The 22,211-nt window shown below is 35.7% G+C and carries 23 protein-coding genes and 1 pseudogene; 3 read left to right on the top strand and 21 right to left on the bottom strand.

The features are described from left to right. Positions 1 to 166: 166 nt before the first annotated feature. From J7W16_RS11615 to J7W16_RS11605, 3 genes are all read right to left on the bottom strand, one after another. Positions 167 to 673, bottom strand: coding sequence for a GNAT family N-acetyltransferase (locus J7W16_RS11615; protein WP_210597471.1), 507 nt, complete (start codon positions 671 to 673; stop codon positions 167 to 169). Between the two features lie 400 nt (positions 674 to 1,073). After that, a complete protein-coding gene (locus J7W16_RS11610) occupies positions 1,074 to 1,601 on the bottom strand; it encodes a hypothetical protein (protein WP_210597470.1) in 528 nt (175 codons plus the stop codon). A 269-nt stretch (positions 1,602 to 1,870) separates the two neighbouring features. After that, the gene (locus J7W16_RS11605) at positions 1,871 to 2,572 is read right to left on the bottom strand and encodes a metal-dependent hydrolase (RefSeq protein WP_210597469.1); all 702 of its coding nucleotides are present in this window, start codon (positions 2,570 to 2,572) and stop codon (positions 1,871 to 1,873) included. Between the two features lie 329 nt (positions 2,573 to 2,901). Between J7W16_RS11605 and J7W16_RS11600 the strand changes: the two are divergent. Further along, a pseudogene (locus J7W16_RS11600) lies at positions 2,902 to 3,740 on the top strand (tyrosine-type recombinase/integrase). A gap of 1,028 nt (positions 3,741 to 4,768) precedes the next feature. Beyond that, the gene (locus J7W16_RS11595) at positions 4,769 to 5,164 is read left to right on the top strand and encodes a hypothetical protein (RefSeq protein ID WP_210597468.1); all 396 of its coding nucleotides are present in this window, start codon (positions 4,769 to 4,771) and stop codon (positions 5,162 to 5,164) included. Positions 5,165 to 5,305: 141 nt separating this feature from the next. On the opposite strand, the gene kynA is transcribed toward J7W16_RS11595, so the two are convergent. From kynA to kynU, 3 genes are read right to left on the bottom strand one after another with little or no spacing between them, the layout of a single operon-like run. Further along, entirely contained in the window at positions 5,306 to 6,157 is an 852-nt protein-coding gene (kynA, locus tag J7W16_RS11590; RefSeq protein WP_210597467.1) for a tryptophan 2,3-dioxygenase, read from the bottom strand. A gap of 26 nt (positions 6,158 to 6,183) precedes the next feature. Continuing rightward, positions 6,184 to 6,813, bottom strand: a complete 630-nt coding sequence (gene kynB / locus J7W16_RS11585) for an arylformamidase (protein WP_210597466.1) — start codon at positions 6,811 to 6,813, stop codon at positions 6,184 to 6,186. A gap of 2 nt (positions 6,814 to 6,815) precedes the next feature. Further along, entirely contained in the window at positions 6,816 to 8,096 is a 1,281-nt protein-coding gene (gene kynU, locus J7W16_RS11580) for a kynureninase (protein WP_210597465.1), read from the bottom strand. Between the two features lie 206 nt (positions 8,097 to 8,302). Between kynU and J7W16_RS11575 the strand changes: the two genes are divergently transcribed. Continuing rightward, entirely contained in the window at positions 8,303 to 8,920 is a 618-nt protein-coding gene (locus J7W16_RS11575) for a TetR/AcrR family transcriptional regulator (protein WP_210597464.1), read from the top strand. Between the two features lie 227 nt (positions 8,921 to 9,147). Here J7W16_RS11575 and J7W16_RS11570 read toward each other — a convergent pair whose 3' ends face one another. The 15 genes from J7W16_RS11570 to J7W16_RS22630 form a co-directional block, all read right to left on the bottom strand. Continuing rightward, positions 9,148 to 9,594, bottom strand: coding sequence for a DUF2691 family protein (locus J7W16_RS11570; RefSeq protein WP_346726924.1), 447 nt, complete (start codon positions 9,592 to 9,594; stop codon positions 9,148 to 9,150). A 64-nt stretch (positions 9,595 to 9,658) separates the two neighbouring features. Further along, complete coding sequence (locus tag J7W16_RS11565) at positions 9,659 to 10,216, bottom strand: DEAD/DEAH box helicase family protein (protein WP_210597462.1); 558 nt, start codon at positions 10,214 to 10,216, stop codon at positions 9,659 to 9,661. Positions 10,217 to 10,292: 76 nt separating this feature from the next. Continuing rightward, complete coding sequence (locus tag J7W16_RS11560) at positions 10,293 to 10,766, bottom strand: NUDIX domain-containing protein (RefSeq protein WP_210597461.1); 474 nt, start codon at positions 10,764 to 10,766, stop codon at positions 10,293 to 10,295. Between the two features lie 65 nt (positions 10,767 to 10,831). Further along, positions 10,832 to 11,662 (bottom strand): arylamine N-acetyltransferase, encoded by an 831-nt coding sequence (locus tag J7W16_RS11555; protein WP_346726923.1) that lies wholly within the window; start codon positions 11,660 to 11,662, stop codon positions 10,832 to 10,834. 194 nt (positions 11,663 to 11,856) lie between these two features. Then, positions 11,857 to 12,612 carry a class I SAM-dependent methyltransferase gene (locus tag J7W16_RS11550; protein ID WP_210597459.1) on the bottom strand — a complete coding sequence of 252 codons (756 nt, stop codon included), beginning with the start codon at positions 12,610 to 12,612 and terminating at the stop codon, positions 11,857 to 11,859. A gap of 65 nt (positions 12,613 to 12,677) precedes the next feature. Then, positions 12,678 to 13,382, bottom strand: a complete 705-nt coding sequence (locus J7W16_RS11545; RefSeq protein ID WP_210597458.1) for an SAM-dependent methyltransferase — start codon at positions 13,380 to 13,382, stop codon at positions 12,678 to 12,680. Positions 13,383 to 13,740: 358 nt separating this feature from the next. Next, positions 13,741 to 14,385, bottom strand: coding sequence for a uridine kinase family protein (locus J7W16_RS11540; protein WP_210597457.1), 645 nt, complete (start codon positions 14,383 to 14,385; stop codon positions 13,741 to 13,743). Positions 14,386 to 14,454: 69 nt separating this feature from the next. Continuing rightward, complete coding sequence (locus J7W16_RS11535) at positions 14,455 to 15,690, bottom strand: ABC transporter permease (RefSeq protein WP_210597456.1); 1,236 nt, start codon at positions 15,688 to 15,690, stop codon at positions 14,455 to 14,457. After that, positions 15,683 to 16,609, bottom strand: a complete 927-nt coding sequence (locus J7W16_RS11530; RefSeq protein ID WP_210597455.1) for an ABC transporter ATP-binding protein — start codon at positions 16,607 to 16,609, stop codon at positions 15,683 to 15,685. Before J7W16_RS11530 ends, J7W16_RS11535 begins: the two co-directional genes overlap by 8 nt. 81 nt (positions 16,610 to 16,690) lie before the next feature. Beyond that, positions 16,691 to 17,407 (bottom strand): DUF2812 domain-containing protein, encoded by a 717-nt coding sequence (locus J7W16_RS11525; protein WP_210597454.1) that lies wholly within the window; start codon positions 17,405 to 17,407, stop codon positions 16,691 to 16,693. A gap of 2 nt (positions 17,408 to 17,409) precedes the next feature. Continuing rightward, positions 17,410 to 17,721 carry a PadR family transcriptional regulator gene (locus J7W16_RS11520; RefSeq protein ID WP_210597453.1) on the bottom strand — a complete coding sequence of 104 codons (312 nt, stop codon included), beginning with the start codon at positions 17,719 to 17,721 and terminating at the stop codon, positions 17,410 to 17,412. Positions 17,722 to 17,986: 265 nt separating this feature from the next. Then, the gene (locus J7W16_RS11515) at positions 17,987 to 18,487 is read right to left on the bottom strand and encodes a kinase (RefSeq protein ID WP_210597452.1); all 501 of its coding nucleotides are present in this window, start codon (positions 18,485 to 18,487) and stop codon (positions 17,987 to 17,989) included. Positions 18,488 to 18,572: 85 nt separating this feature from the next. Further along, positions 18,573 to 19,316 (bottom strand): alpha/beta fold hydrolase, encoded by a 744-nt coding sequence (locus tag J7W16_RS11510; RefSeq protein ID WP_210597642.1) that lies wholly within the window; start codon positions 19,314 to 19,316, stop codon positions 18,573 to 18,575. A gap of 164 nt (positions 19,317 to 19,480) precedes the next feature. Beyond that, positions 19,481 to 19,942, bottom strand: a complete 462-nt coding sequence (locus tag J7W16_RS11505) for a VOC family protein (RefSeq protein ID WP_210597451.1) — start codon at positions 19,940 to 19,942, stop codon at positions 19,481 to 19,483. Positions 19,943 to 20,132: 190 nt separating this feature from the next. After that, complete coding sequence (locus tag J7W16_RS22630) at positions 20,133 to 22,109, bottom strand: methyl-accepting chemotaxis protein (protein WP_210597450.1); 1,977 nt, start codon at positions 22,107 to 22,109, stop codon at positions 20,133 to 20,135. Positions 22,110 to 22,211: the final 102 nt, after the last annotated feature.

The following is a 22,211-nucleotide window of genomic DNA, read 5'->3' as shown; positions in this document are numbered from 1 at the left end:
AATAGATACTATCTGATAAATCACACTTCCCATCGACATGTAAGCACCTCCGTAATATTTTACTAACCTGCCATATAGCTAAAGAAGCGACTGCTGCTTGTTCAGCAATCGCACCCGTTACTTTAAATGAAATATGTCACATATTAAGAAATAACCTACGCTTAATTTAAATAGATTTATAATAAAGAACGGTAGAATGTAGTTCACCATTTGCCGATTTAGCATAATAAGGGATTTTACCAGCCTGAATATAACCAATTGAAGAATAAAGAAGATTAGAAGGATCTCCTTCTCTTGTATCGAGAACTAATAATGACCTGCCCTCCTTCTTGGCTCTTTCTTCAGCTTTGTTCATAAGTGAACGACCAATACCATTACGTCGATAATTAGGGTGTGTCATTAGCTTTGCAATTTCAGCTCTATGACCACCATTCTGCTTAGTACACAGCTGTAATTGTACGCTCCCAACTATCTGAGTGTTTATTTTAGCGACATATAAAACCACTTCCGGATTTAAGACATCCAACCAATATTTATTAGCATCCGACAATTGCAGTGGTGGCAAAAAACCAATCGATGCGTCATCTTCTACTACCTGTATCAGAAGTTCAGATAGTTCATCAACGTGTTTATCAATAATTTTCACTTGTTCAATCTGCACATTATTAACCAAAAAAAATCACCTCGATAAAATATATTATCTTTTGAATTTATATAGAAACTATGTATTCGATTATTGATTATTTCGACAAAACACCTAACAATACCTGTCTTACTAAAAAATCCTGTACCTATATTTCAATAACAAAAAGGACAATTCCTTCTTCCATGAGGATTGCTCCAAGTTAGTTCAACAACTTTTCTTTAAGATTTATTAGAATGTCTTTACTGTTGACTAAATAATCCCATCCAGACAATACAGTTATAATTGTTGCGATCCATAAAAACGAAGTATTTACATAAATATCCAAATAAATAAATGGTTAATTATGCAGATGATAGCTATGATTGCAGATTGCAGCTGAATTAAATTATCCCTATTTAAATTAAGCCTCTCAGTTAACCCAATAATGTTACTGACTATCCTCTGTGGTTGAGAAAATTCTTGAATACATTCCCTTAATATTTTCAGGACTTTCCTTGTTATTGTATAACCCATAATACCAATATTTATCTTCTCCCTCATCAGAAGAGAGAAAACCTATTGCGTAGTGATTGCTAATCTCTTTTAAATCTAAATCATCCTCATAAGTTAAGTCTTTTTCAATGAACGGGCGATAAGAAGTTGTAGCCTCTATAAAGAAAAATGGTAAATATGAATTTAGATACACCTCTGCATATCGACTTTCAGAAGCCTCAGATAAGTTTTCTTTTGTTATGAATACAGCATCATAGTATTTTATATCCTCTTTTAGGAGATAGTCAAAATCAATTTTTTCAAAACTAATTTGGTCTTCTTTTACTTCTGGTATCTCTCCAATTATTGCAATATTAAGAGGATTACCGTTATACAATTCAAAATCAGGTCTTGAAGAGCAAGCCGCCATACAAATTAAAAATAAGAACACCGATAAAGAGAAAATAATTTTATATAACTTCAATACATTCCCTCCTTCCTTACAATTATTTTACCATAGAGTTTCCATAATTTGTTCTATGGCAACAGTCGATTGTAAGTTACAAAACATACACCTATTATCAAAATAAACACCAATAAATAACCATTTTCAATAATATATTTTCGAATCTGTCCCCACTACAATTTTATCTCTCTTATAAAACCTTTCTCCCTCCTTTCGCCTAACATTAATCTTATTTTCGTGAAAAGTACCCATTGTAGGAACTATCCTAGTTAGTTGAAGGCATTAAATTACGAATCTACTTCTCTTTCGCTATCAATATGTATTTTCGGTTTATAAATAGAAGAATATCCATTTACCCACACCTCTTTAGTTCTCACCTGGAAATCCCATGAACCCATTTTCCCAAAACTTGGATAGGTAAGTAGTAACTCGATTTTATTAGCATCATATTTACTTTTTAATGTATGTTCCAGTTGAACTTTAGAGATTGATAAAAAGCCAAAATATAAACAGATGATTATAGTACCCATTAGAATAATTGCTTTACCTTTTTTATTTAAAAATCCAATAATAACACTAATAAGTAAGGTGGTTGTAATAATAAAATCAACACTGGCGATTATATGAAAATCAAATTCACTTTTAACAAACGGAAAGAGGAAGGCTACGCCATTTCCAATATAATCTATAAAAATGTGACCAATTAAAACAGTTATTGAAAAAATAAACCACGTTTTAACAAATGAAAAATCTTTAATAAATATTCGAAAGATTATTGTAAATAGTAAGCCAAATAGTGGTACCGAAAAAATTGAGTGACCAAATAAATCGCCAAAAAACTTTGTTACATCTGGCGAAACAGCAGATACCCCTCCAAACAAAAACACTATACTTCGCTTTTTCTTCGATAAGAAATCCTTGTTAAACAATAAATATGAAATACTTACACCTACTAAAAAGTGAAGTGCAGTGTGTAATAGATACCCCATTTACTCCTCTCCTTTAACCTTTACATCATAAATGAATGATAAGTTTTACTATAACTACATATGCTATTTTACAATCAAAATAAATCCAAGAACATATTCTTAAAAGTGCCAAATAACTTATTCAAATTATCCCCCATTAAAAAATCACCTTTACCATTATTTTACCATAAAACACAACCAACCTATTGAACAAACCTGCCCCGTTAGTTGAAGAACAACACCTATCTATTATATCTTAACATTTATTCCCTTTTTATTGACAACTTTGTATTCTTCAGAAAAAAAGTGTCAATAATTCCTCTATAAAGACTTGTACAGGGGGAATCATCATGCTCATATCACAAGCATACAAAACCTATGAATCTGATAAACGAATCGAAGGATTTTCTTCTCAAACCCTAAAAGCATACAGACTCCAATCAGGCCTTCTCATACGTTATTTTGATGATGTGTCCATTGAGTCATTATCTACTAATCAACTAAAAGAGTACTTAGCCGAATCAAGCGAACACTTAAAACCTTCCAGCCTATCTCATCGTATTCGTTTCATGCGATCATTGTTTCGATGGTCACATGAAGAGGGCCATATTCCTTCAAACCCAGCTTCTAAGATTAAGGAGCCCAAGGTTGGAAAGCGAATCCCGAAGTTCCTTACAGAAAGAGAGATTGAACATCTTAGGGAAGCTTGTAAAATACCAATCGAAAAGGCACTATTTGAGTTTATGTTTTCAACTGGCTGCCGTATTGGTGAGATTGTATCTCTAGACAAGAATTGTATTAACTGGTCCAATCGTTCCGCTATTGTAAGAGGAAAAGGCGATAAAGAACGGGAAGTTTACTTTAACATTCGTGCAGACATTTGGTTAAAGCGTTACATTCACAACCGTAAAGATCATGATCCGGCTATATTTGTGACAGAGCGTTCCCCTCACCGAATGAGCATTGCTCAAATGAGATACATCATCAAACGGATTTCATGCCGAGCAGGAATTGATAAATCCATCCACCCCCATCAGCTTAGACACAGTTATGCCACTCATTTGTTAAACAAAGGGCACCTATTGATGTCATACAAAGTTTACTTGGCCACGAAAAAACGGAGACGACACGCATTTATGCCCAGCTTAGCGGGCGACTTCGACAAGAATTATATCGAAAGTATTTTTAATCGATTTCTATTATTCGTGGTGGTTGAATTTTTCTGAGAAACATAAAAAAGAGGATAGATTTGACCACTTTTCCATCGTATTATGGTTAATCTCACTTACAAACTTAATCCATAAATATAAAAAAAACCCCATTCCAGTTATACCGATGGATTGAGGATGTTTTGTATTTTAGGGTATTGTGATGTTTAACGCAAATTAATTTGTATGATAACCATACTAATTCCTTACATTCTTTTTCTCTAATAAATATTGCACTCCGTACAAAAGATACGCTTTATAGTGTATATAAATGAAGAATTGAAAATAATTTATTCGGTGCAAACGAACGATTTTAATTTTCTTTAGAAATGGCATGAAGAGAAATGCAAAGAGTCCATTAATAAGAACGTTGAGCAACACAAACAATTTAAAGTTTCCATACGATAATTTAAGTACCCACATAGAAAGAGGAAGATAGGGGCCAATATCAAAAGGAAGTTCATCTCTTATAAATGATTTTGGCTTGTCATAAAACTTCCACCAGTTCTTATTGCGTCCATAGATATGATTTATAATTTGAAAAACACCTATGATAACACTTACCAAAGAATATCGTTTGATAGTACGCTTGCCTATAAATATCATTGAAGACCATGGAATAATGATCATCGCTAGATTAAATAATACGTGGCGTCTAGATGTCATTAGTGAATTCACCTCGATTTGAATTATCACTCTTTTTTTAAATTATCCAAATGGAGATAAGAATATCCTTCAAATATTTTATTTTCAATCGCTATTTCAAAAAACATACTGTTTAATGATAAATTACCAATATGTTGCAGCCAAATTCATACAGGGACCATTTTTCAATGCTAGGCGAATTCAAAGGAAGTCCAAGTGGTAATACAGTTCTTTATTCTAAATCGTTCCGTAATCTTAATGTCAAAACTGAGTGTTGAAAGAACTTTATGTAATAGGTAATAATTAGCCGTTCTAGTTCAATACTAATTCCATAGATAAATCGATTGAGAGAAGGGGCAAAAAATTGAAACATAAGCATCTAATTAGCATGATCGTTACCATTTTATTTCTTTCTACAGGGCTTGATTCCTCTGAAGAGAAAAGGATCATTTATGTTGTAAGATCAATGGTAACTGCAATGAATGAAAAAGATGCAGACGGATATATTGAGCATCTAAATGACTATTTTATTTCGCAAACATATGGCAGTAAAGAATCTATTATAAAAAATATTAGTAAGTTTGGTCATATTCATTTGTTGGAATTAGAAGTGTCAGAAATAAAGTCATATTATTCAATAGTAAAATACAGGCTAATGTATGAAGATCAAACCAATAAAGAAACATTTTTTCATGGAGAGATAATATTAGATAAGACAGATGAGGGTTGGAAAATTCATTCTATTTCAGAGAATTCATAATTTATCTACCACTGAACAGATTTAATTGAAGCATTTCAATCAAATGACTCATTTAGAAGGTAAAATGTCATGATAAACACTATAAAATCAAAAAGAACCAAAGCACATCACGCTCTGATTCCTCTCTCATCCAACCTTTAACTATAGTTCCGTTCGAATCGCCCACAGTTCTGGGAAAAACCTCTGATCTAATACCTTCTTCAAATAACCAACACCAGATGATCCTCCTGTACCTGTTTTGAATCCAATCACTCTTTCTACTGTTTTCATGTGGCGGAAGCGCCATTGATGCAGCCAGTCCTCTAGATCAACTAGCTTTTCAGCTAACTCATATAGCTCCCAGTAGGTATCTGTGTTTCGATATACCTCCATCCATGCTAAACGCACAGATTCATTATCTTGATAGCTCTTCGTTACATCTCGATTTAAAATCTCATCATCTATATGTAAGCCAGCTCGATGTAATGCTGAGATTGCGGCATCATATAGGCTTTTTGCTTCGTATGCTTCTTTTAAGCTAGCATGAAGCTCCGGATCTTTTTGATAGATTTTCAAGACATGATCTGTCTTATAGCCTAATGCGAACTCGATCATGCGGTATTGGTATGATTGAAATCCTGATGCTTGCCCTAGGGAATCACGAAATTCGAGATATTCAGATGGAGTCATCGTTGAAAGAACGTCCCAAGCTTGAATGATTTGTGATTGTGTTTTCGACACTCTTGCTAGTCGTTTTTGTGCTGTTGCTAATTCGTCCTTTTCAATTGATGCAATTGCTGCTTGTGTTTCATGAAGGATCAACTTCATCCATAATTCACTTACTTGATGAATCACGATGAATAACATTTCATCATGATGACCTGACAATCGATTTTGAGCAGATAGTATTTTATCTAAATTTAGGTATTCCCCATATGTCATGTTGTTTGTGAAATCAGTATGAAGCTGCTTTTCTGAGCTCGTCGCATTCTCAACTTGTCGTATTTCACTCATTTTTTAGATCCCCCTTAACCCTTAAATCAAATCTGTCTTAGCACCGCACGTACTGGGCTCCCGTCGCCATCTTGAATCGGTAGCGGCAGAGCAATTAATTCATAATTACCCTCTTCAACATGCTCAACAACAATATTTTCCAGAATATGAATACCATGCTCGTATAGGGCATGATGTGTTTTCATATCCTTGCTATCTAACGGATCAACTGAAGGAACATCCACACCTAGTAACCGAACCCCTTTTTCCTTTATATAAGATGCAATATCTGCTGATAGATAAGGGATTTCTTTTGGAAAAACCGTTGAGTTGCTATGCGTAACCGTTTTTAACAGTAGTCTCGACACTCCTGTTAAATCGAACGTCCTTAATACGTCAGCATCAATTCTGTCATTGCCTGACACATCAATTAATCTAGCTGGCCCTACATATAAATTAATATCTAGATCAAGCACTCTTTCACCGTCATTTTTAAAATGAAATGGGGCATCGATATGAGTTCCGGTATGGAGACTTGTTGTGATTTTTCCGATATTAACTGAACCTGTCTGCTCTTTTGTGAACGTCGTTTCGTAGGAAAAGGCTGTATCGCCTGGCCAGTGGGCAATTGTATTTGTTAACGGCTGTGAGATATCAATCCATTTATTTGTTGTCATTGTTAGGCGACGACTCCTCGTTTATTTTCATACTTTTTATATTTTTCTTCTTCCATGATATCTTTCAATATTTGAACTGCATTCCATACATCCTCAAATGTGTTATACAAAGCAACTGGTGCTAAGCGAATCCCATTTGGTGTTCGAAAATCTGGGATGACTCCCTCAGCTTTCAATGCTTTGCAAATGCGAGCAGCTTCTGGATGTTCTAAATAGATATGTCCACCTCGTTTATGATCGTCGATTGGATTCTGTATAACGAGACCAAACTTAGCTAGCTCAGCTTGGATTAACTGCATAAAATAGCTTGTCAGCTTAAGTGACTTCTCTCGTATTTGTTCCATCCCGACTTCATTAAACATTGATAGCGCTCCAATGATCGGTGCCATACTGAACAAATTTGGTGTCCCTATTTGGAAGGCACCCGCATGCTCTGCTGCAGTTAACTCATGATCCATATCAAATTGTTTGTCTTTTCTTGAACTAAACCAACCCGCAAGACCAGGCTCAGAACCGAAATGTCTCTGATTCACGTACAACCCACCCGTACTTCCAGGCCCACCATTTAAATGCTTATAATTACACCAAAAAGCAAAATCAACATCCCATGCACTTAACTCATGGACGATCGATCCAACCGAATGACAAAGATCGAACCCAATCACAATGTTTCGTTTGTGAGCTTCCTTTGTTAATAACTCCATATCTAATACTTGCCCGCTTCTATATAACACACCAGGTAAGACAATAAGTGCAATATCATCTGTCATCGCTGCGATAATATCCTCTTCCCGAAGTGTATGACCATCTTCACTTTTCACCTCAACAAGATGCTCACTCGGGTCATAGCCTTTTAATTTCAACTGACTTTTCAACGCATAAATATCACTAGGGAAATTTAATTCATCCGCTAGAATCTTGGTTCGTCGATCATTTGGCTGATAGAACGTAGACACTAATTGGTGAAGGTTCACTGTTGTCGAACCCGTTACAATCACTTCATTAGGATTTGCCCCTACAATCGGTGCCATCTGATCCCCTAGCTTTTCTGACAAATAGAACCAAGGATTATCTCCATTTGTCCAACCATCAATCCCATACCTCTTCCAGGAATCTAATACGTCCAGCAATGATGCCTCTGCTCTTTTCGAAAGTAGACCAAGTGAATTTCCATCAAGGTAGATCCCTGTGTTATCTGTGTAAAATTCTGCACGATACCTCGCCAAAGGATCATGCTTATCTAGTCTTTTCGCATAGTCAATCCTGTGATCAAATTCAGCCATTGCAACCAACCTCTCAAACTATTTTAATTATTAAGGAAAGTATATATCTCCCATTGACACAAAGTCAATGACACCATGTCAATATAAATTATGAACTATCTCTCCCGACTATGATATAAGTTGTCATAACATTTATTAACTTGTAAACTAAGGTAACACTAAGTGAGAATACAATGGATTCGTTGCATTATGAAAGGAATGAAATCATGATAGACTCAATTGACAAGCTATCTCCACGAAAACAGCAAGCATTACAAACAAGAAAGAAGCTTCTTGAAGCAGGGCAAGAAACCTTTCTAGAAAATGGCTTTCAAAAGACAACCATCGCCCAAATCATCAAAAAAGCCAATACAGGTTACGGTACGGCCTATGTCTATTTCAAAAATAAAGATGAACTGTTTATGATCCTAATGGATGATTTGATGAACCGGTTCTATGAAGTCGCTGAAATTCCATTCAAACCGCAATCCAAGAATGAAGCATTAGAGTTGATCAAAAACCAAGTGCACCTTTTCCTAACACTTGCGGTCGAAGAAAAAAACATGATGATGATCGTGAAGGAAGCAATTGGAGTCTCGGCTGACATCGACCAGGCATGGTATAAAATTAGAGAACGATTTATCAATCGAATCTCAATCGATATTGCCTACGCACAAGAAAATGACTTAGCCAAAAAGAATCTAGATCCATCTCTCGTTGCTAGAGGCTGGTTCTATTCAAATGAAATGTATATGTGGGAGCTCGTTCATAATGAAGAGAAGTATGCAATGGATGACGTTATTCATAATTTGGTGAGTATTTATGGGAATGGGTTGTATGAGTGAGGCGAAATTAAGTAGCTTTAGTTATGAGGAAAATCGTTGCTTGAGGAACTAGAGAAGTAATTCTAATACATGAAGAGGTCATTTCATCAACGAAAGTACAGCTCCATTGTGAGCCCTAAGATCATTTCGCTTTACATAGTGGGTTTTAATTAGAATAGAAAAAACGCTCCTGCTTTCATTACAAGAACGTATCCGACGTTGGAATACTTTTTAGTTATCGCTACACCCTAGTAAACAGCTAGTCTAGTTCTGCTGTCATTTTCATCTGTTATATATTCAACATTTTCAAATCCAAAGTTCCTGGTATTTTCAAATACCTTCTTTATTGTGTCTTTATCTTTACAGTAAATTGTGGTGTAGGCTGTATCCGCAATTAATAACACAACCTCACTTTTACTTTCAAGAAAATCTTCATATGTTTCTATGTCATGAACCTCATCTCCAACCGGAAATGCTTTTAGATCAATAAAGTTAATATAATAGGGCCTTCTCTTTATTCTCTCGTCTAACTCTCTACCTTTCAGCTGTAGCTCTGGTAATAAGTCTTCGTTTAGAGAAATATGTTCTACAATGCACTCGCTAGTTGCTACATACCAATTGTACTGCTTCGTATCAATTGGAACTAGAATATCTGCCAATAGATTCCCGTATTTTGCTGGTATCATAAGTGACACACCTCTTTACTATCTAGAAAAAAATTAATATCAACATACCTGCTTTATTGCTACATTCCCATTTTTATATATTAAATTTCGCTTTAATAATTCCTGCTACTTCTTCTGCACTTAAATGAGTGTTATTAATTTTTATATAAGTCTCTCTTTGGATTTCACCCTCTAAGGAATTCAATCTATGCTTTTGGGCCGTTTCCTTAAGTTCCTTTTCACTCCATTCGATGTTTCTCTTTGTAGGCTTGTGTTCTAGTCTATTTGGGCTTTTATTCCGCTCAAGTCTTTCATTCAAATCAGCTTCAAGTTCTACAAAATAAACAGTCCCTCCCCTAGATTCGAAAATCTCACAAACCTCATGAACATAATTCCAATCAGCTTCCAAGTCAAAATCCCACACATAGGTAGAGATCAATCCTTCAAGGTCACTCTTAGCTACTGACTCGAAAATTTCTGTTCTAAATAAATTTACTAATCTCCACATCTCTGAATTAAAACCAAATAGTGGTGCAACTAAATCAATAGTCATATGGTTATGAAAAAGCTTCAAACCAGTTATTTTAGCTAACTCCTGACCCACCGTCATTTTCCCGACTGCTTGCGGCCCGAATAGAAGAACAAATTTCATATAATCACTCCTTACAATTTTTAATAAATTCAAAGTGTTAATCTACTTTTTAGAAAGGTTAAGCACATATCAGACTTCAATCAGGCTCTACTGAATTAAGATTAAATAATGAGTCATATAGTTTCCTTAGTCCAAATCCTAAATGACCACCAAGTTCAGGTATGGTTGCTCTATCTAAATCGATCCACTCATAATGATATATCCAGCCATTATCTTCATCCTGGCTACGAACAACTACAGTGAAATGATCCTGACAATCTTCAAGTACTAAATGAAAGTAGTGACGTGTAATATTCGTTTTCTTCTCCTCTAATGTATATTGGTGCTCCCAAAGGTATGATTTTATTTTCAACTTGGTAAGTTCAGCCTCTTCATAGATTTCTCTGAGCAAGCAATCCTCTAATCCTTCCCCTCGCTCCAGAGTGCCACCTGGGACTTGAAGTCCATACGATTCCATCCCCTCTTCTAACATTACAAGTAATTGGACTTTCCCGTCTTTTACTCGGGTTATATAAGCAGTAACTTTAATTAAATTTTTATATGTATTCATAGGAATCCAACCCCAATTTTCTATATAATTCATTGAAAAATCTGATCTTTAACGATTTGCATGTCTTATTTGAATATATCTACATTTAACAGCTCTAATACTTCAATAGCCTCTGTTACAGGTAATTTAGGTAACGCGAATTCCTCTGATAGAACTGAACTTATTTCTTCAGGAGTTGACAAGACTTTTAGATCGATTTCACCACTCGAATAACGTATAGAGAATTTATTATTTACTAAGGAAACACTTCTATGCTTGTGAGTCTGATATAGCTGGCATCGCAGAATAGTCATAAAAGGAGCATTAGGTTGATTAGCTCGTTTCATTACCTCATTAAAATGCTCTATTTTAGTTTCTTTTACCGAATTAAATACCCAGTTCTTCCCATTTTGTTTGCCGTTGGTATAACGAACATAATTATATGTATTTCTGCTAGAATCGACAGGTACTATATTTACAACATCCTTACCAAAAGAGGAGATATTTTTATCATCATTTTCAAAATTAACAGGCTTAAAGATAGGAGCTGCAGCACCACAATCAACATAAAAACGTTCATTTTCAATTTCCACTATAATCCCCATATGTTCTTCTCCAAGCATCACATGGTAACAGCTAAATCCTATTCCCTTTAATAAAATCATTAAATTTGAGTTTAACGTATAGCAAGTACCTCCAAAGTTGAAATCTCTATGATTATTAATAAACAACTCAAAGGAAGGTAGTTCAAAGTTAGTATAATTATGCTTCTTGAAATATAGTAGTTTGCTAATATTTTCAAAGGGGAACGTATTTAAATGTGCAACACAAATTTGTTTTAAATAATCATAAGTTGGTTTCTTTAAATCTAAATCGAGAGAATCTAAGTACTTTCGTGCATTGTCAGTTATATTCACCAATTCGACCGCCTCACAAGCTTATATGGTAATTTCAGTTCAATTGTTCCCTAATAAAGGCTTGATATGTTCCTAATGGTAAACTTCCACTAGCAAAAAAACATTCTTTTAAACTAAAGACCTAAAACTATTTTTCAAGCTCTGAGGGACATACTTTGTCTTGAACACTAATAGCTTTTTAAAATATTTTCTTATCATCTTTTCAGCCCTATAATCGCAAAAATCCTATAAGGGATATCAAAACTTTCTTCCATAACTTCATGCTCCAGAAATGTTTCAAGCTTTTGATTAAAACATCCCATTTCTTCCTTAGAAAGTGCTCCACCAATTTCAGGACTTGCTTGAATTCTTCCTATCCAAGACTCAGTCGTATAATTCACATTTACATCAAATGAAAATGTTTCAATTGATGTAAATCCTGTTGAATGAAGCTCTTCAATCCACTCCGGGTACATCGCTAATTTATCTTTACTTGTAGATTTGCGATTAAACTCCTGAATTAATTCATTTGTATAACAAGATATATTTGTTTGCGGCAGCCAATCATAGTTTATGATTGCTAATCTTCCATTTGGTTTTAATACTCGTATAACCTCTTCTGCAGCTTTTAGCTTATTGAACCAATGCCAGCAGTATGCCGCTGTAACTACTTCGATAGAATTGCTTTCAAAAGGGAGGTTCTCGACATTTCCTACTAGATATTTAATAGGCAACTTATCTTCAAAATTAATTCGTTCCGCTTGTTCAATCAGCTTTGATGAAAGGTCAATTCCTATTACTTCACTGCCGTTCCTAGCAAGATCTCGAGCAAATATTCCATTCGATGTTCCGATATCAAGTATCCTTTGTTCCTTTAACCCTATCTCATAACCTTTTAATCGATTTAACAATTCTTTAGGATACCCATGTCTATATTTTTCATATTCAATCGTTGTTTTTTCTAAATCCACTTCTCCAACCACCTTTAAATACAAAGAAAAACGTTCTACTATTGAACGTTTTCTTTGTCGTCATTTTACTTTTTTGTGATTTTCAACATTGAGTTTGCATTCTTCTGAAATTCATACCTACCTTTAATTTCTTCGACTACGTATCCTTTTTCTGCAAGATAATCAACTACATTATCTAAAAACTCATAGCGTTTCCCTTCTAAATCAACTAAAGGAAAGATACGAACTTCCTCTTTTGTAACCCTTAATAGCTCATCTATCGTTTCTATGTGAAACTGATAATCTAATCGATCTGCATACATAAATAGAAAATGTGCCGAGAGTAGAATATCAAATTCTTCATTCTTGAACGGTAAGGAAGGTAATGTTACAGCAATATACTTTTCGTTACTTTCCTGCATATCTTTAGCACAATTCTGTAAGGCACTTAGACGATGGTTTCTAAGACCGTCTATATCCCCGAAATAATCCCATTTGTAATTATTTTTCGCTTTAGCCATACTTGCCATTGCGTGCTCCAGATCCTGAAGACCTTTATTCTTCAGGTCTTCACCTGAATGATAATAAGCAATATCACAAGCTGTGATGTCTAATCCTAATTCGTTGCCAACAGCCGTAAATGAACAAGCACCTGCTGGACAATCGAGTATCTTTTTTCCTTGCAGCTCATCCTCTGAAAGCAAGAACATGTCTACATACTCTTCAAAGGTTCTACCAATAAAAATAATTCGCTCTAAATCTAATTTTCTACTCTGCTCAACTTTACTCAACTAACTCACCTCTTCTAAAAAATTATATTCATAATACCACAGTAATGCGGTACTGTTAACCTTTTTTAACAAAAGTTTCCATAATAAAAAAACAGGCTAGGACAAAAGTGATTTAACTAAAAGAAAATCCGAACAATGGTCGTTGGCGGATGTAACCGCTCCTGAAATATACTTCGCTTTCCGCGGGAAGCCGGTGAGCCTCCTCGTCTACGCCTGCGGGGTCTCACCTTTGGCTTTATCATCCCGCAGGAGTCTACGTATATTTCATCCGCTACGCAATTGCCTAGTTCGGAATTTCAGTTAGCCACTTAGTTCTGTCCCAGCCTCACCGTTTGATATACATGTACTGTTTTGAAAATTATTTAAAACAATCTTTTTCAAGTGTATAGTTTTCATTTGAGTTTTTTATCACTAAATCGAAGTTCTGATGAAATGGATGCATAAATAAATCATACTGAATTCTACGTTCATCATGAGAATTTCTTAAGTAATTTAGATCTGTTCCTCTTTCAGAAACATCACGTATTCCTCTTCTCATCAGCTCAGTTTCACCATCTGTATACAAGTAAATCCGAAGATCATATAATTCTGGATCTGTGAAAGCGACAGTCATCCCTTCGATAATACTTACTCTATTTTGGGAAGAAATGAACTTACTTTCAGAATAATGAGTACCTATTGTATAGAAATCTAAAGCAGCTCTCATCATTTGGATGTCTCTCTCTAAAGCATATATATTATGTGCAGCAGGGTGACAGGCTGTCATTTTACCTTGATGTTGTTCATTCATATAATCATAGTTTATCGATGTATGCTTCCTAAGATGGGAGCCGATTATATATGGATCTGTATTGATATAACTAACTTCCTCGTGTTCCAATAGCTTTATAAGCTTACGGGCAAACATGGTTTTTCCAGATGCACCATGTCCTGAAATCCCAATAATGATTTTTTCTTGCTTACTGTTAATCAAATCTACTAGTTTATTTAGAATATTTTCCACAGGTCTTCTCCTCCTTACGTTTAGGATCATATTTGCTAAATTCTTTAGGTATATAAGGAACTTCCCTCATTAAGCACGAATCCATTTCCAAATTTCCTGTGGTGTAGCATTTTTACCATACATTAGGATCCCTATCTTAAAAATCTTACCAGCAAGTTTCATGCAGATCCAGATGCTTACTACTAAAATAGCGAGTGAAATGATAATTTCGATCCAAGGCCAATTATCCAGCATCGTTAGCCGCAATAGTAATACTCCCGGTGCTGTAAAAGGTATATATGTACCAATCTGTGCAAATAGGCCGTTCGGTTCACCCACTACCGGTCCAATAAAGATAAATGGTAGGAAAGGCAGCATCATGACCATCCCTTGAAAATTACCAGCGGCAGAGATATCCGCCATTGTTGCCCCGACACCAACAAAAAGTGCAGCAAACAACAGGTATCCCAGAAGAGCTAAAGCTACATATAATAGAAGTTCTGGAACAAATAAATACTCAAATAAAGGAATCTCAAGCTTCCAAGCAGCAATCGGCATCGTAAATCCTAAAAACACAATCGCTTGGATCATTCCAAGTCCAAAATAACCAATGATTTTCCCTTGCATCAATTCCCCAGGTGTAAGAGAGGATAAAATGATTTCAGCAACTTTATCCTTCTTCTCTTGTGAAGCACTTTGAAAAATGTACATCCCTGAAAACACAATTGATAGTAAGATAATACCACCAAACGCCCCAGGTACTGCCCGCTTAATCACATCGGTTCCAAGTGGAGAGCCCGCCTCTTCACCCTCCATCACATTTTCATCCCCAGTTACTTCCTCAAATGCCATCTCTTTTGAAATAACAGCTAACTCTTCATCGGAGAGACCCAATTGCTTCATTTGTAATGTTTTTAAAGGTGTAGTTAATGCTTGAATTTGATTGATAAAATAAGGATTCATCTCCTCACTCATATGGACGTAGAAAACGCCGCTCTCAAGAGAAGACTCATCAAGCATAATAAATGCCGTATTCTCCATATCTATTATTTCTTCTGTTATTAGCTCAGTACTTTTATCAGTAGATTCCAACTCTATTGCTAAATCTAGTAAAGCGACAGATTCGTTTAGTGCGTCTAAAACTCCAAGTTGGTCATTTACGAGCACATGTGTTATTTCATCTTCAGCTTCTGAACCCCCAAACAGACTCCCTATTAACATAAATCCTAAAAATAGCACAGGTGTTAAGAATAGTCCGATGAGGAACGATTTATTTTTCAAATTTCTTTTCATTTCCCATTTTGCAACCTTCATTGAATTACGCATTTGCCCCTGCCCCCTCTTTCAACATATTCTTATCCATAGCAATATCTATGAAAATTTCATGGAGGGAAATGCGATCGATAGACAATTCCTTTATGTCTATTTGCTCCGGTAAATTCTTCAACCAAGAAGCTACTTGAACATCCTTAGTTAGATACATCACAGTCGTATCATCCTTCTGTTCGATCCGTTGCACCTCAGGTAACCCTTCTACATCCTCCAATCTTATTGTTCCTTTAATAGTACATTTGAAATTAGCATATTCTTTTTTCACATCATCTAACGTGCTATAAATAACCTTCTGACCGCGATGGATCAAGAACAAGCGATCACACATTTCCTCTACTACATTCATTTGATGTGAGGATAATAGAATGGCAGTACCAGTTGCTGCTAAGTCTCGTATTTCTTGTTTAATTAATTCTTGGCTCACTGGATCTAATCCGGAAAAAGGCTCATCTAGAATTAAAAACTCTGGCTCGTGTAAGATAGAAGCAATAAACTGAACCTTTTGCCCCATTCCTTTAGATAACTCCTCGATAGAAGCTTTTTCCTTTCCTTCTAATCCGAATTTTTTTAGATAGGTAAGTACCCGTTCTCTAGCTTTTTTCAATGGATAATCCTTAAGTTCAGCTAGATACATAAGCATATCCATTACTTTTACATTTTTATAAAGACCACGTTCTTCAGGTAAATAGCCAACCTTGTTGCGGGGAATTTCCCTATTCCCCTGAAATGTGATGGCTCCTTCATCTGGATACATAATCCCCATAATATTACGAATGGTCGTAGATTTCCCAGCCCCATTCGGTCCAAGAATTGCCATGATCTCACCTTTATTCACTTCAAATGAAATATCTCTAAGGACCGGCTTACCTTTAAATGATTTGTTTAGATGATCTACTTTCAAAAAGACTTCCACTTATTTTCCTCCTCGCTTAATCTCAATTTCTCTAGATACTTCTCTCAATCTATATTACTTATTTCGATTTACATTCCTAAGCTAGGCTCTTCTTCCGATCCATTTATGATAGAGGGACATAAGGATCCAGATAGCTGTTGGAAGAACGATCCCTCCAATTATCATACTTTTTACGGTGGCAATTCCTTCACTTAAGTCACCGGCTACAAACAAAATAAAAAGAATGGCAATAATAAAAAATGAAACTTTTATTAGTTTGGCTAAGCCCTTCTTTCCTTCAGCTCCCCATTTATTACTGTATATCGCTAACAGAGTCATTGTCATTGGAATGGTTATTACAGTTAGAATTACAGCTATTACGTGCAGTGTCTTTTGTATTGTGACCGTGCTATTCAATGCACCAATCCATACGAGAATAGTTAAGAAAACCAATGAAATGGCAAGCCACTTCATAGAACTTCCTAAGTTATCATGTTTCTCAACTACTGTCGCGCTATCACTATAAATAGGCTTTGTACCGGGGATTGCTCGAAATAAGTGAATATATCCTTCTGATGTAATATGTGTCCATCCAGAGGAAGAGAAAAAATCAAAATACTCATCTTCTTCTCCTTCCGCTAGTGAACGATAATCTACACTATAGATATAATCGGTGCTTCCCCCTTTTTCAAGCGTATAACCTAGAAAACTAAGGTCACTAACATGCCAGCCCTTCAAAGAAAACCGTCTTAATTTCTTCATATCCTTATCCTCAGAAAAAGCTAATCCACCCGACATCACATACTTAGTTCTCCTCATTCTCAAACCTCCTTTAATCCTAATTCCGCTAACTCAATCATCACTTTTCTTAGCTTCACATCTGCTTCCAATACTTCCTTGCCCTTCTCAGTGAGCAAATAGGTTTTACGTCTTGGTACTGATCCATCATATAAATAAATCCACTCTTGTTTTAATAACTTCTTAATAATTGTATACATTGAAGCAGGACCTATCGAAATTGCTCCTTTTGTTTTTTCCTCAATTAGGGCCATAATAGCGTAACCATGCCTTGGTTTCGTTAATGCAGCCATAATATAAAACATCGAATCCGTTAATTGCTCATCCGTTTTCAATTAATCACCCCTGGTATCATTTTATGATATATCACAAAACGATATAAGTATTAAAGCAAATGTATCACTTTATGATATATATGTCTATAGATATATCATAAAGTGATACATAAACATAAAATTTTTTGTAACAAATAGAGAAAAATGGGATGTTTGTGTAGTACTACTCCTATACATCCCAACTTTAAGGGGTATAACAATTAACAAATATATAGATTATGTAAAGAATGTCTGGTGGAGATGAAAACACTAATAAGTATTTATATTAATCCCTCCCACATTGATTCAAGATCAATTCCAAAATATCTTCATGTGACATATCATTAGTTAACAATTCCTCTCCCACCACCCCAAGATAATCATTTGGCTTCCACCAAGCACGCAAAGAATCTTCTCCAAATTCCATCTTTTTCGGACGACAATTATGACGTATTACCGTTTCCTCAAACGATAAATCGAAATAATAAGTATATGCTTTTCCATTGAAGAATTGAATTAAGTACCTCAGCATCTCACCATAACGACTTTGATTTAAAATCCCTTCCACAATAACAACTTCACACTTATCCTTACCGTATTCTGTAATTTGACGAATCAGATCAATTGAAAAATTTCCCTCTCTATCATGAACCTTCAACATATCACGACGGACGTTATCTTGTGACACCAATAGGGTTCCATGTCCAAAGTGATTTTGGAGACTTTTCGCAATCGTTGTTTTCCCACTTCCAGAGTTTCCTCTGATGATAATTAACTTAGATTCCATATGTCTCTCCTTTGTTTGCTATTTTTTTTGACCTTTAATTCCCATAAAACACCTACTAATATAAATCGATGTTGTACGTTGGTATTCATTCACTTTGAAAGGTATCATCTGTATTATCTCTAACACCATTATTTTCAAGCCAATCCTCTAATGTGGCATTGAAACTTGAAGGGTTCGCTAAAGAAAAACCATGACCTATATTCGGAAAGATAAGACCTCTACTATTAGGATGACTTTCAATAATTTCTTTCATGGAGTCTTTCATCATTCTTCTCTCTTTCTCCCCTACGGTAACTAATATCTTACCAGTCGCATTCTTGAAACTATCAGGTATCATAAATGACATGTTTTCGTACATAACTCTTGTGAAAGCATCCTTTTTTAGTTGACAGCTCTCTTCGTAATAAATGTCTTGAAATTCACCATCTAAGTACATTGACTTTGCTTGAATATTAGAAAATGCACGGATTCTGACTAGCGGAAAAGCAAACAGCATCGATTTCGTTAAAGCTTTAGCAAAAGGAACTGGTTTTACTAAAGCGCTGTTAATCATAGCGAAATCAATTAGAGTAGGTTTTTGACTAAGCATAGCTATTAACACTTGAGCACCTAACGAGAAACCTATTGCTATCACACACTTCCCATTAGATTTCTCTATAATTAGTTTATTAATTTCTACAGCTGTTTCATCTATCTTAAAGGGTAATCCGTTTCTACTTTTCCCATGTTCAGGCATGTCAGGAATTAAGCAGTGATACTTTGAAGCAAAGTATTCGATTTGCCGATCCCACATCCAACCACTCACTCCGCCACCATGAATGAAAACCATCAATGGTGAATTCTCATTTCCACATTCTTTATAATACAATACAAGTTCACCTCCAATGGTAGTCCGGCAGTCTAGGTTATTCAAAGTCTGAATTTTGAACTGAAGCTACTCCCTCGAAATCTTTGAACCTTAGTTGTTATATATAACTCCAAATTTAAAACAAACTATTTCTTTCTACCATTCAACCTATCCCACTCATCCCAAGTCATCATATCCTCTTTTGGCCTTGGTGGATCCTTCAACATAGCAAGAAATTCAATTGAATGACCATCTGGATCGTTGAAATAAATAGAAACAGCTGGCATAAAAGGGAATACTACTAATTCCTCAGCACTCTCTCCCCAAAAGTTGGTCGTTTCAATTCCCAGACTAGATAAATAATCTCTTGCTGATGCAATATCTTCTAAATCAACTCGAAAGGCAAAGTGTTGTCGTTGAATAAGAGAACTTGGGTAGTTTTCTCTTATGCCGAGCATTGACTCTCCAGGCTTCCCAACCCAATAGAATGTCGACTTTCTCTTTTCGTCTTCGTATAAAGGGATAATGTTGAGAAGCTTTTCATAAAAGCTTGCAGATTCACGGTAATTACTAACATTAATGTGTGTTTCAAATATACCTTTAATCATAAAGCAATAATCCACCTTTTTAGATAATTAATTCCTGCCACATATTTTTTAACCACTAATAATTTTAACATTAATTTCCTTTTATTAGGAATAAAATGTATTTTACTTCACTGTTTTCTATTGAAAATAGACTGAGAGGATCACAAAAAAAAGAAACAACTACAAATGTAATTGTTTCTTTTCATTGTATTTATAATTTAAACCGATTTAATAACTCTCTAAGTTCCTCAGCCAGCTGTGCTGTCTGCTCAATTGAAACATTAATTCCTTGCATCGATGATAGCTGTTCTTCAGATGTTGAAGCAACCTCTCGGATATGCTCGCTTGATTCTTTTGATTTTTGTGAGTTATCGAGGATCACTTGTTCTACATCTTCCACCTTACCTAGGAGATGTTCAATTTCGATAAAGATCTTGTCGACACCGGCACTTGAGTCCTTCGAAGAGTGGTAGATTCGTTGAAGTCGTCCATTCACTTCCTCAAGCTTTTCCATGCCTTGATCAAATTGACTTGTTCCAGATTTCATCTCAACAACCGCACTTGATGTCTCTGCTTGAATTTCATTGATTAGCTTAGAGATCTGCTGTGCTGATTGGGCAGACTGCTCTGCTAGCTTTCGGACCTCGTTCGCTACAACTGCAAATCCTTTACCATGCTCGCCAGCTCTAGCCGCTTCAATTGAGGCATTTAACGCAAGCAGATTAGTTTGTTCCGTAATTGTTGTAATCATCTCAACAATATGACCAATTTCAGACGAACGATTTCCTAAGTTGCTAACCATTTCAGAAGAGTGTCGTACAGAGCTTTGGATCGTGGACATTTGATCAAGCAATGTCTGAACCTCCTCCGTTCCTATCTCCACTTCCTTGTAGGCTAATCTTGTTTTGTCTGAAACTAATGAAGAATTCTCTTTGATCCCTGAAACAATTTCGGTAATTTGATTCATTGATTCCAGGTTCTTTGTATTTCCATTTTCCTGTTCAATTGATAGTTCAGCAGATTGCTGGACATTTCGAGTAACAGCATTAGAGAGCTGAACCATCTCCTCAGCACTAACCGATAGAGTCGATGCATTTTTTGAGACAACATCACCTTTATGCCTAATCCCAACCAATAGCTCTTGTAAGCTATCAAGCAGGGAATTAAAGCTATTAGCTAATGTTCCAACCTCGTCCTTACTATTAATTTTCAATCTCTGTGTTAAGTCACCTTCATTATTCACCAATTCCTCAATTTTGTTATTAATATCAGTGATTGGATTTAAAGATCTACGATTAAGTAAATAACTAATAATTGCCCCTACAACGATAAAGATCACGGTTATGATCACAAAGAATTGTAAGAGTGAATTTGCATCAGCAAACGCTTCGTTCGTAGGAATCGAAATCATAACTCCCCAATCCATTTCGTTCGCTTTACTATAGAAAAGGAGACTGTGCTCCTCGTTGAAATCTGTTTCAATCACACCAGTTTCACCACTAATACTAGCCTCTACCAACTGATTTAACTCTTCGCTCTCATAATCAGACATGCTCTTCGCCAACGTATCTTCCTTATTCTCACCAGCAACAATCGTCCCATCACTTGTGAAAACAGTCACATATCCACTATTACCTAGCTTTATATTCGAAATAATACCAAGTAAACTCTCAATCTGATTACCGCCTGATGCAACACCGACAACCTCACCATTCTCACCATAAACTGGTGATGACGTTAAAACAATCGGAGCACCATTTACACTAGGTGATTGAGAAGGCACAGGGTTATACGTTTTTGTCAGTTCATTCATACCACCTTGATAATGTTCAAACTCTGAAACAGGAATTTTCGCTCCAGCTAAGTACAAAAATCCAGCAGCATCCATAAATGCGAAGGCATCGGGATTATCCAATCTTTCTCCTATACGAATTCCTAACGCATCTGCTTTCTCTTCATTGATTGTTTTCAATTCATCCGCTTCAGCGATATATTCCATCGCTTCCTGCTTGCCAGTAATCCAAATATCAATACTTGCCTTAACCGATTCAAGCTGACTAAAGGCCTGCTCTTCAAAACGATCATACAGAATATCCTTCGCCTTCATATAACCAAATGCAGATAGACTGATCATTGATACAGTAATCAATAGACTCATAACTAATGTGTTTTTAACAACTAGCCTCACGGGGGCACTCTCCTCTTTCATAACCACAACTATTTCCCTACGCTACATGACAAGCAACTGAAAATTGGACACCAAAAAACCACCCGATACAAAAGGTGGTTT

Origin of the sequence: Halalkalibacter suaedae (assembly GCF_017939705.1) — a bacterium.
Classification (GTDB): domain Bacteria; phylum Bacillota; class Bacilli; order Bacillales; family Bacillaceae_D; genus Halalkalibacter; species Halalkalibacter suaedae.
Note: the sequence above shows the minus strand (reverse complement) of the source record. Positions and strands in the feature narration are given on the sequence as shown.

Coding starts and splice junctions, on each gene's coding strand:
- kynA (WP_210597467.1), bottom strand. CDS start 6,157: ATGAGTGAAATACGACAAGTTGAGAATGCGACGAGCTCAGAAAAGCAG.
- J7W16_RS11560 (WP_210597461.1), bottom strand. CDS start 10,766: ATGAATACATATAAAAATTTAATTAAAGTTACTGCTTATATAACCCGA.
- J7W16_RS11515 (WP_210597452.1), bottom strand. CDS start 18,487: ATGGAATCTAAGTTAATTATCATCAGAGGAAACTCTGGAAGTGGGAAA.
- kynB (WP_210597466.1), bottom strand. CDS start 6,813: ATGACAACAAATAAATGGATTGATATCTCACAGCCGTTAACAAATACA.
- J7W16_RS11565 (WP_210597462.1), bottom strand. CDS start 10,216: ATGAAATTTGTTCTTCTATTCGGGCCGCAAGCAGTCGGGAAAATGACG.
- J7W16_RS11605 (WP_210597469.1), bottom strand. CDS start 2,572: ATGGGGTATCTATTACACACTGCACTTCACTTTTTAGTAGGTGTAAGT.
- kynU (WP_210597465.1), bottom strand. CDS start 8,096: ATGGCTGAATTTGATCACAGGATTGACTATGCGAAAAGACTAGATAAG.
- J7W16_RS11535 (WP_210597456.1), bottom strand. CDS start 15,690: ATGCGTAATTCAATGAAGGTTGCAAAATGGGAAATGAAAAGAAATTTG.
- J7W16_RS11575 (WP_210597464.1), top strand. CDS start 8,303: ATGATAGACTCAATTGACAAGCTATCTCCACGAAAACAGCAAGCATTA.
- J7W16_RS11510 (WP_210597642.1), bottom strand. CDS start 19,316: ATGGTTTTCATTCATGGTGGCGGAGTGAGTGGTTGGATGTGGGATCGG.
- J7W16_RS11505 (WP_210597451.1), bottom strand. CDS start 19,942: ATGATTAAAGGTATATTTGAAACACACATTAATGTTAGTAATTACCGT.
- J7W16_RS11525 (WP_210597454.1), bottom strand. CDS start 17,407: ATGAGGAGAACTAAGTATGTGATGTCGGGTGGATTAGCTTTTTCTGAG.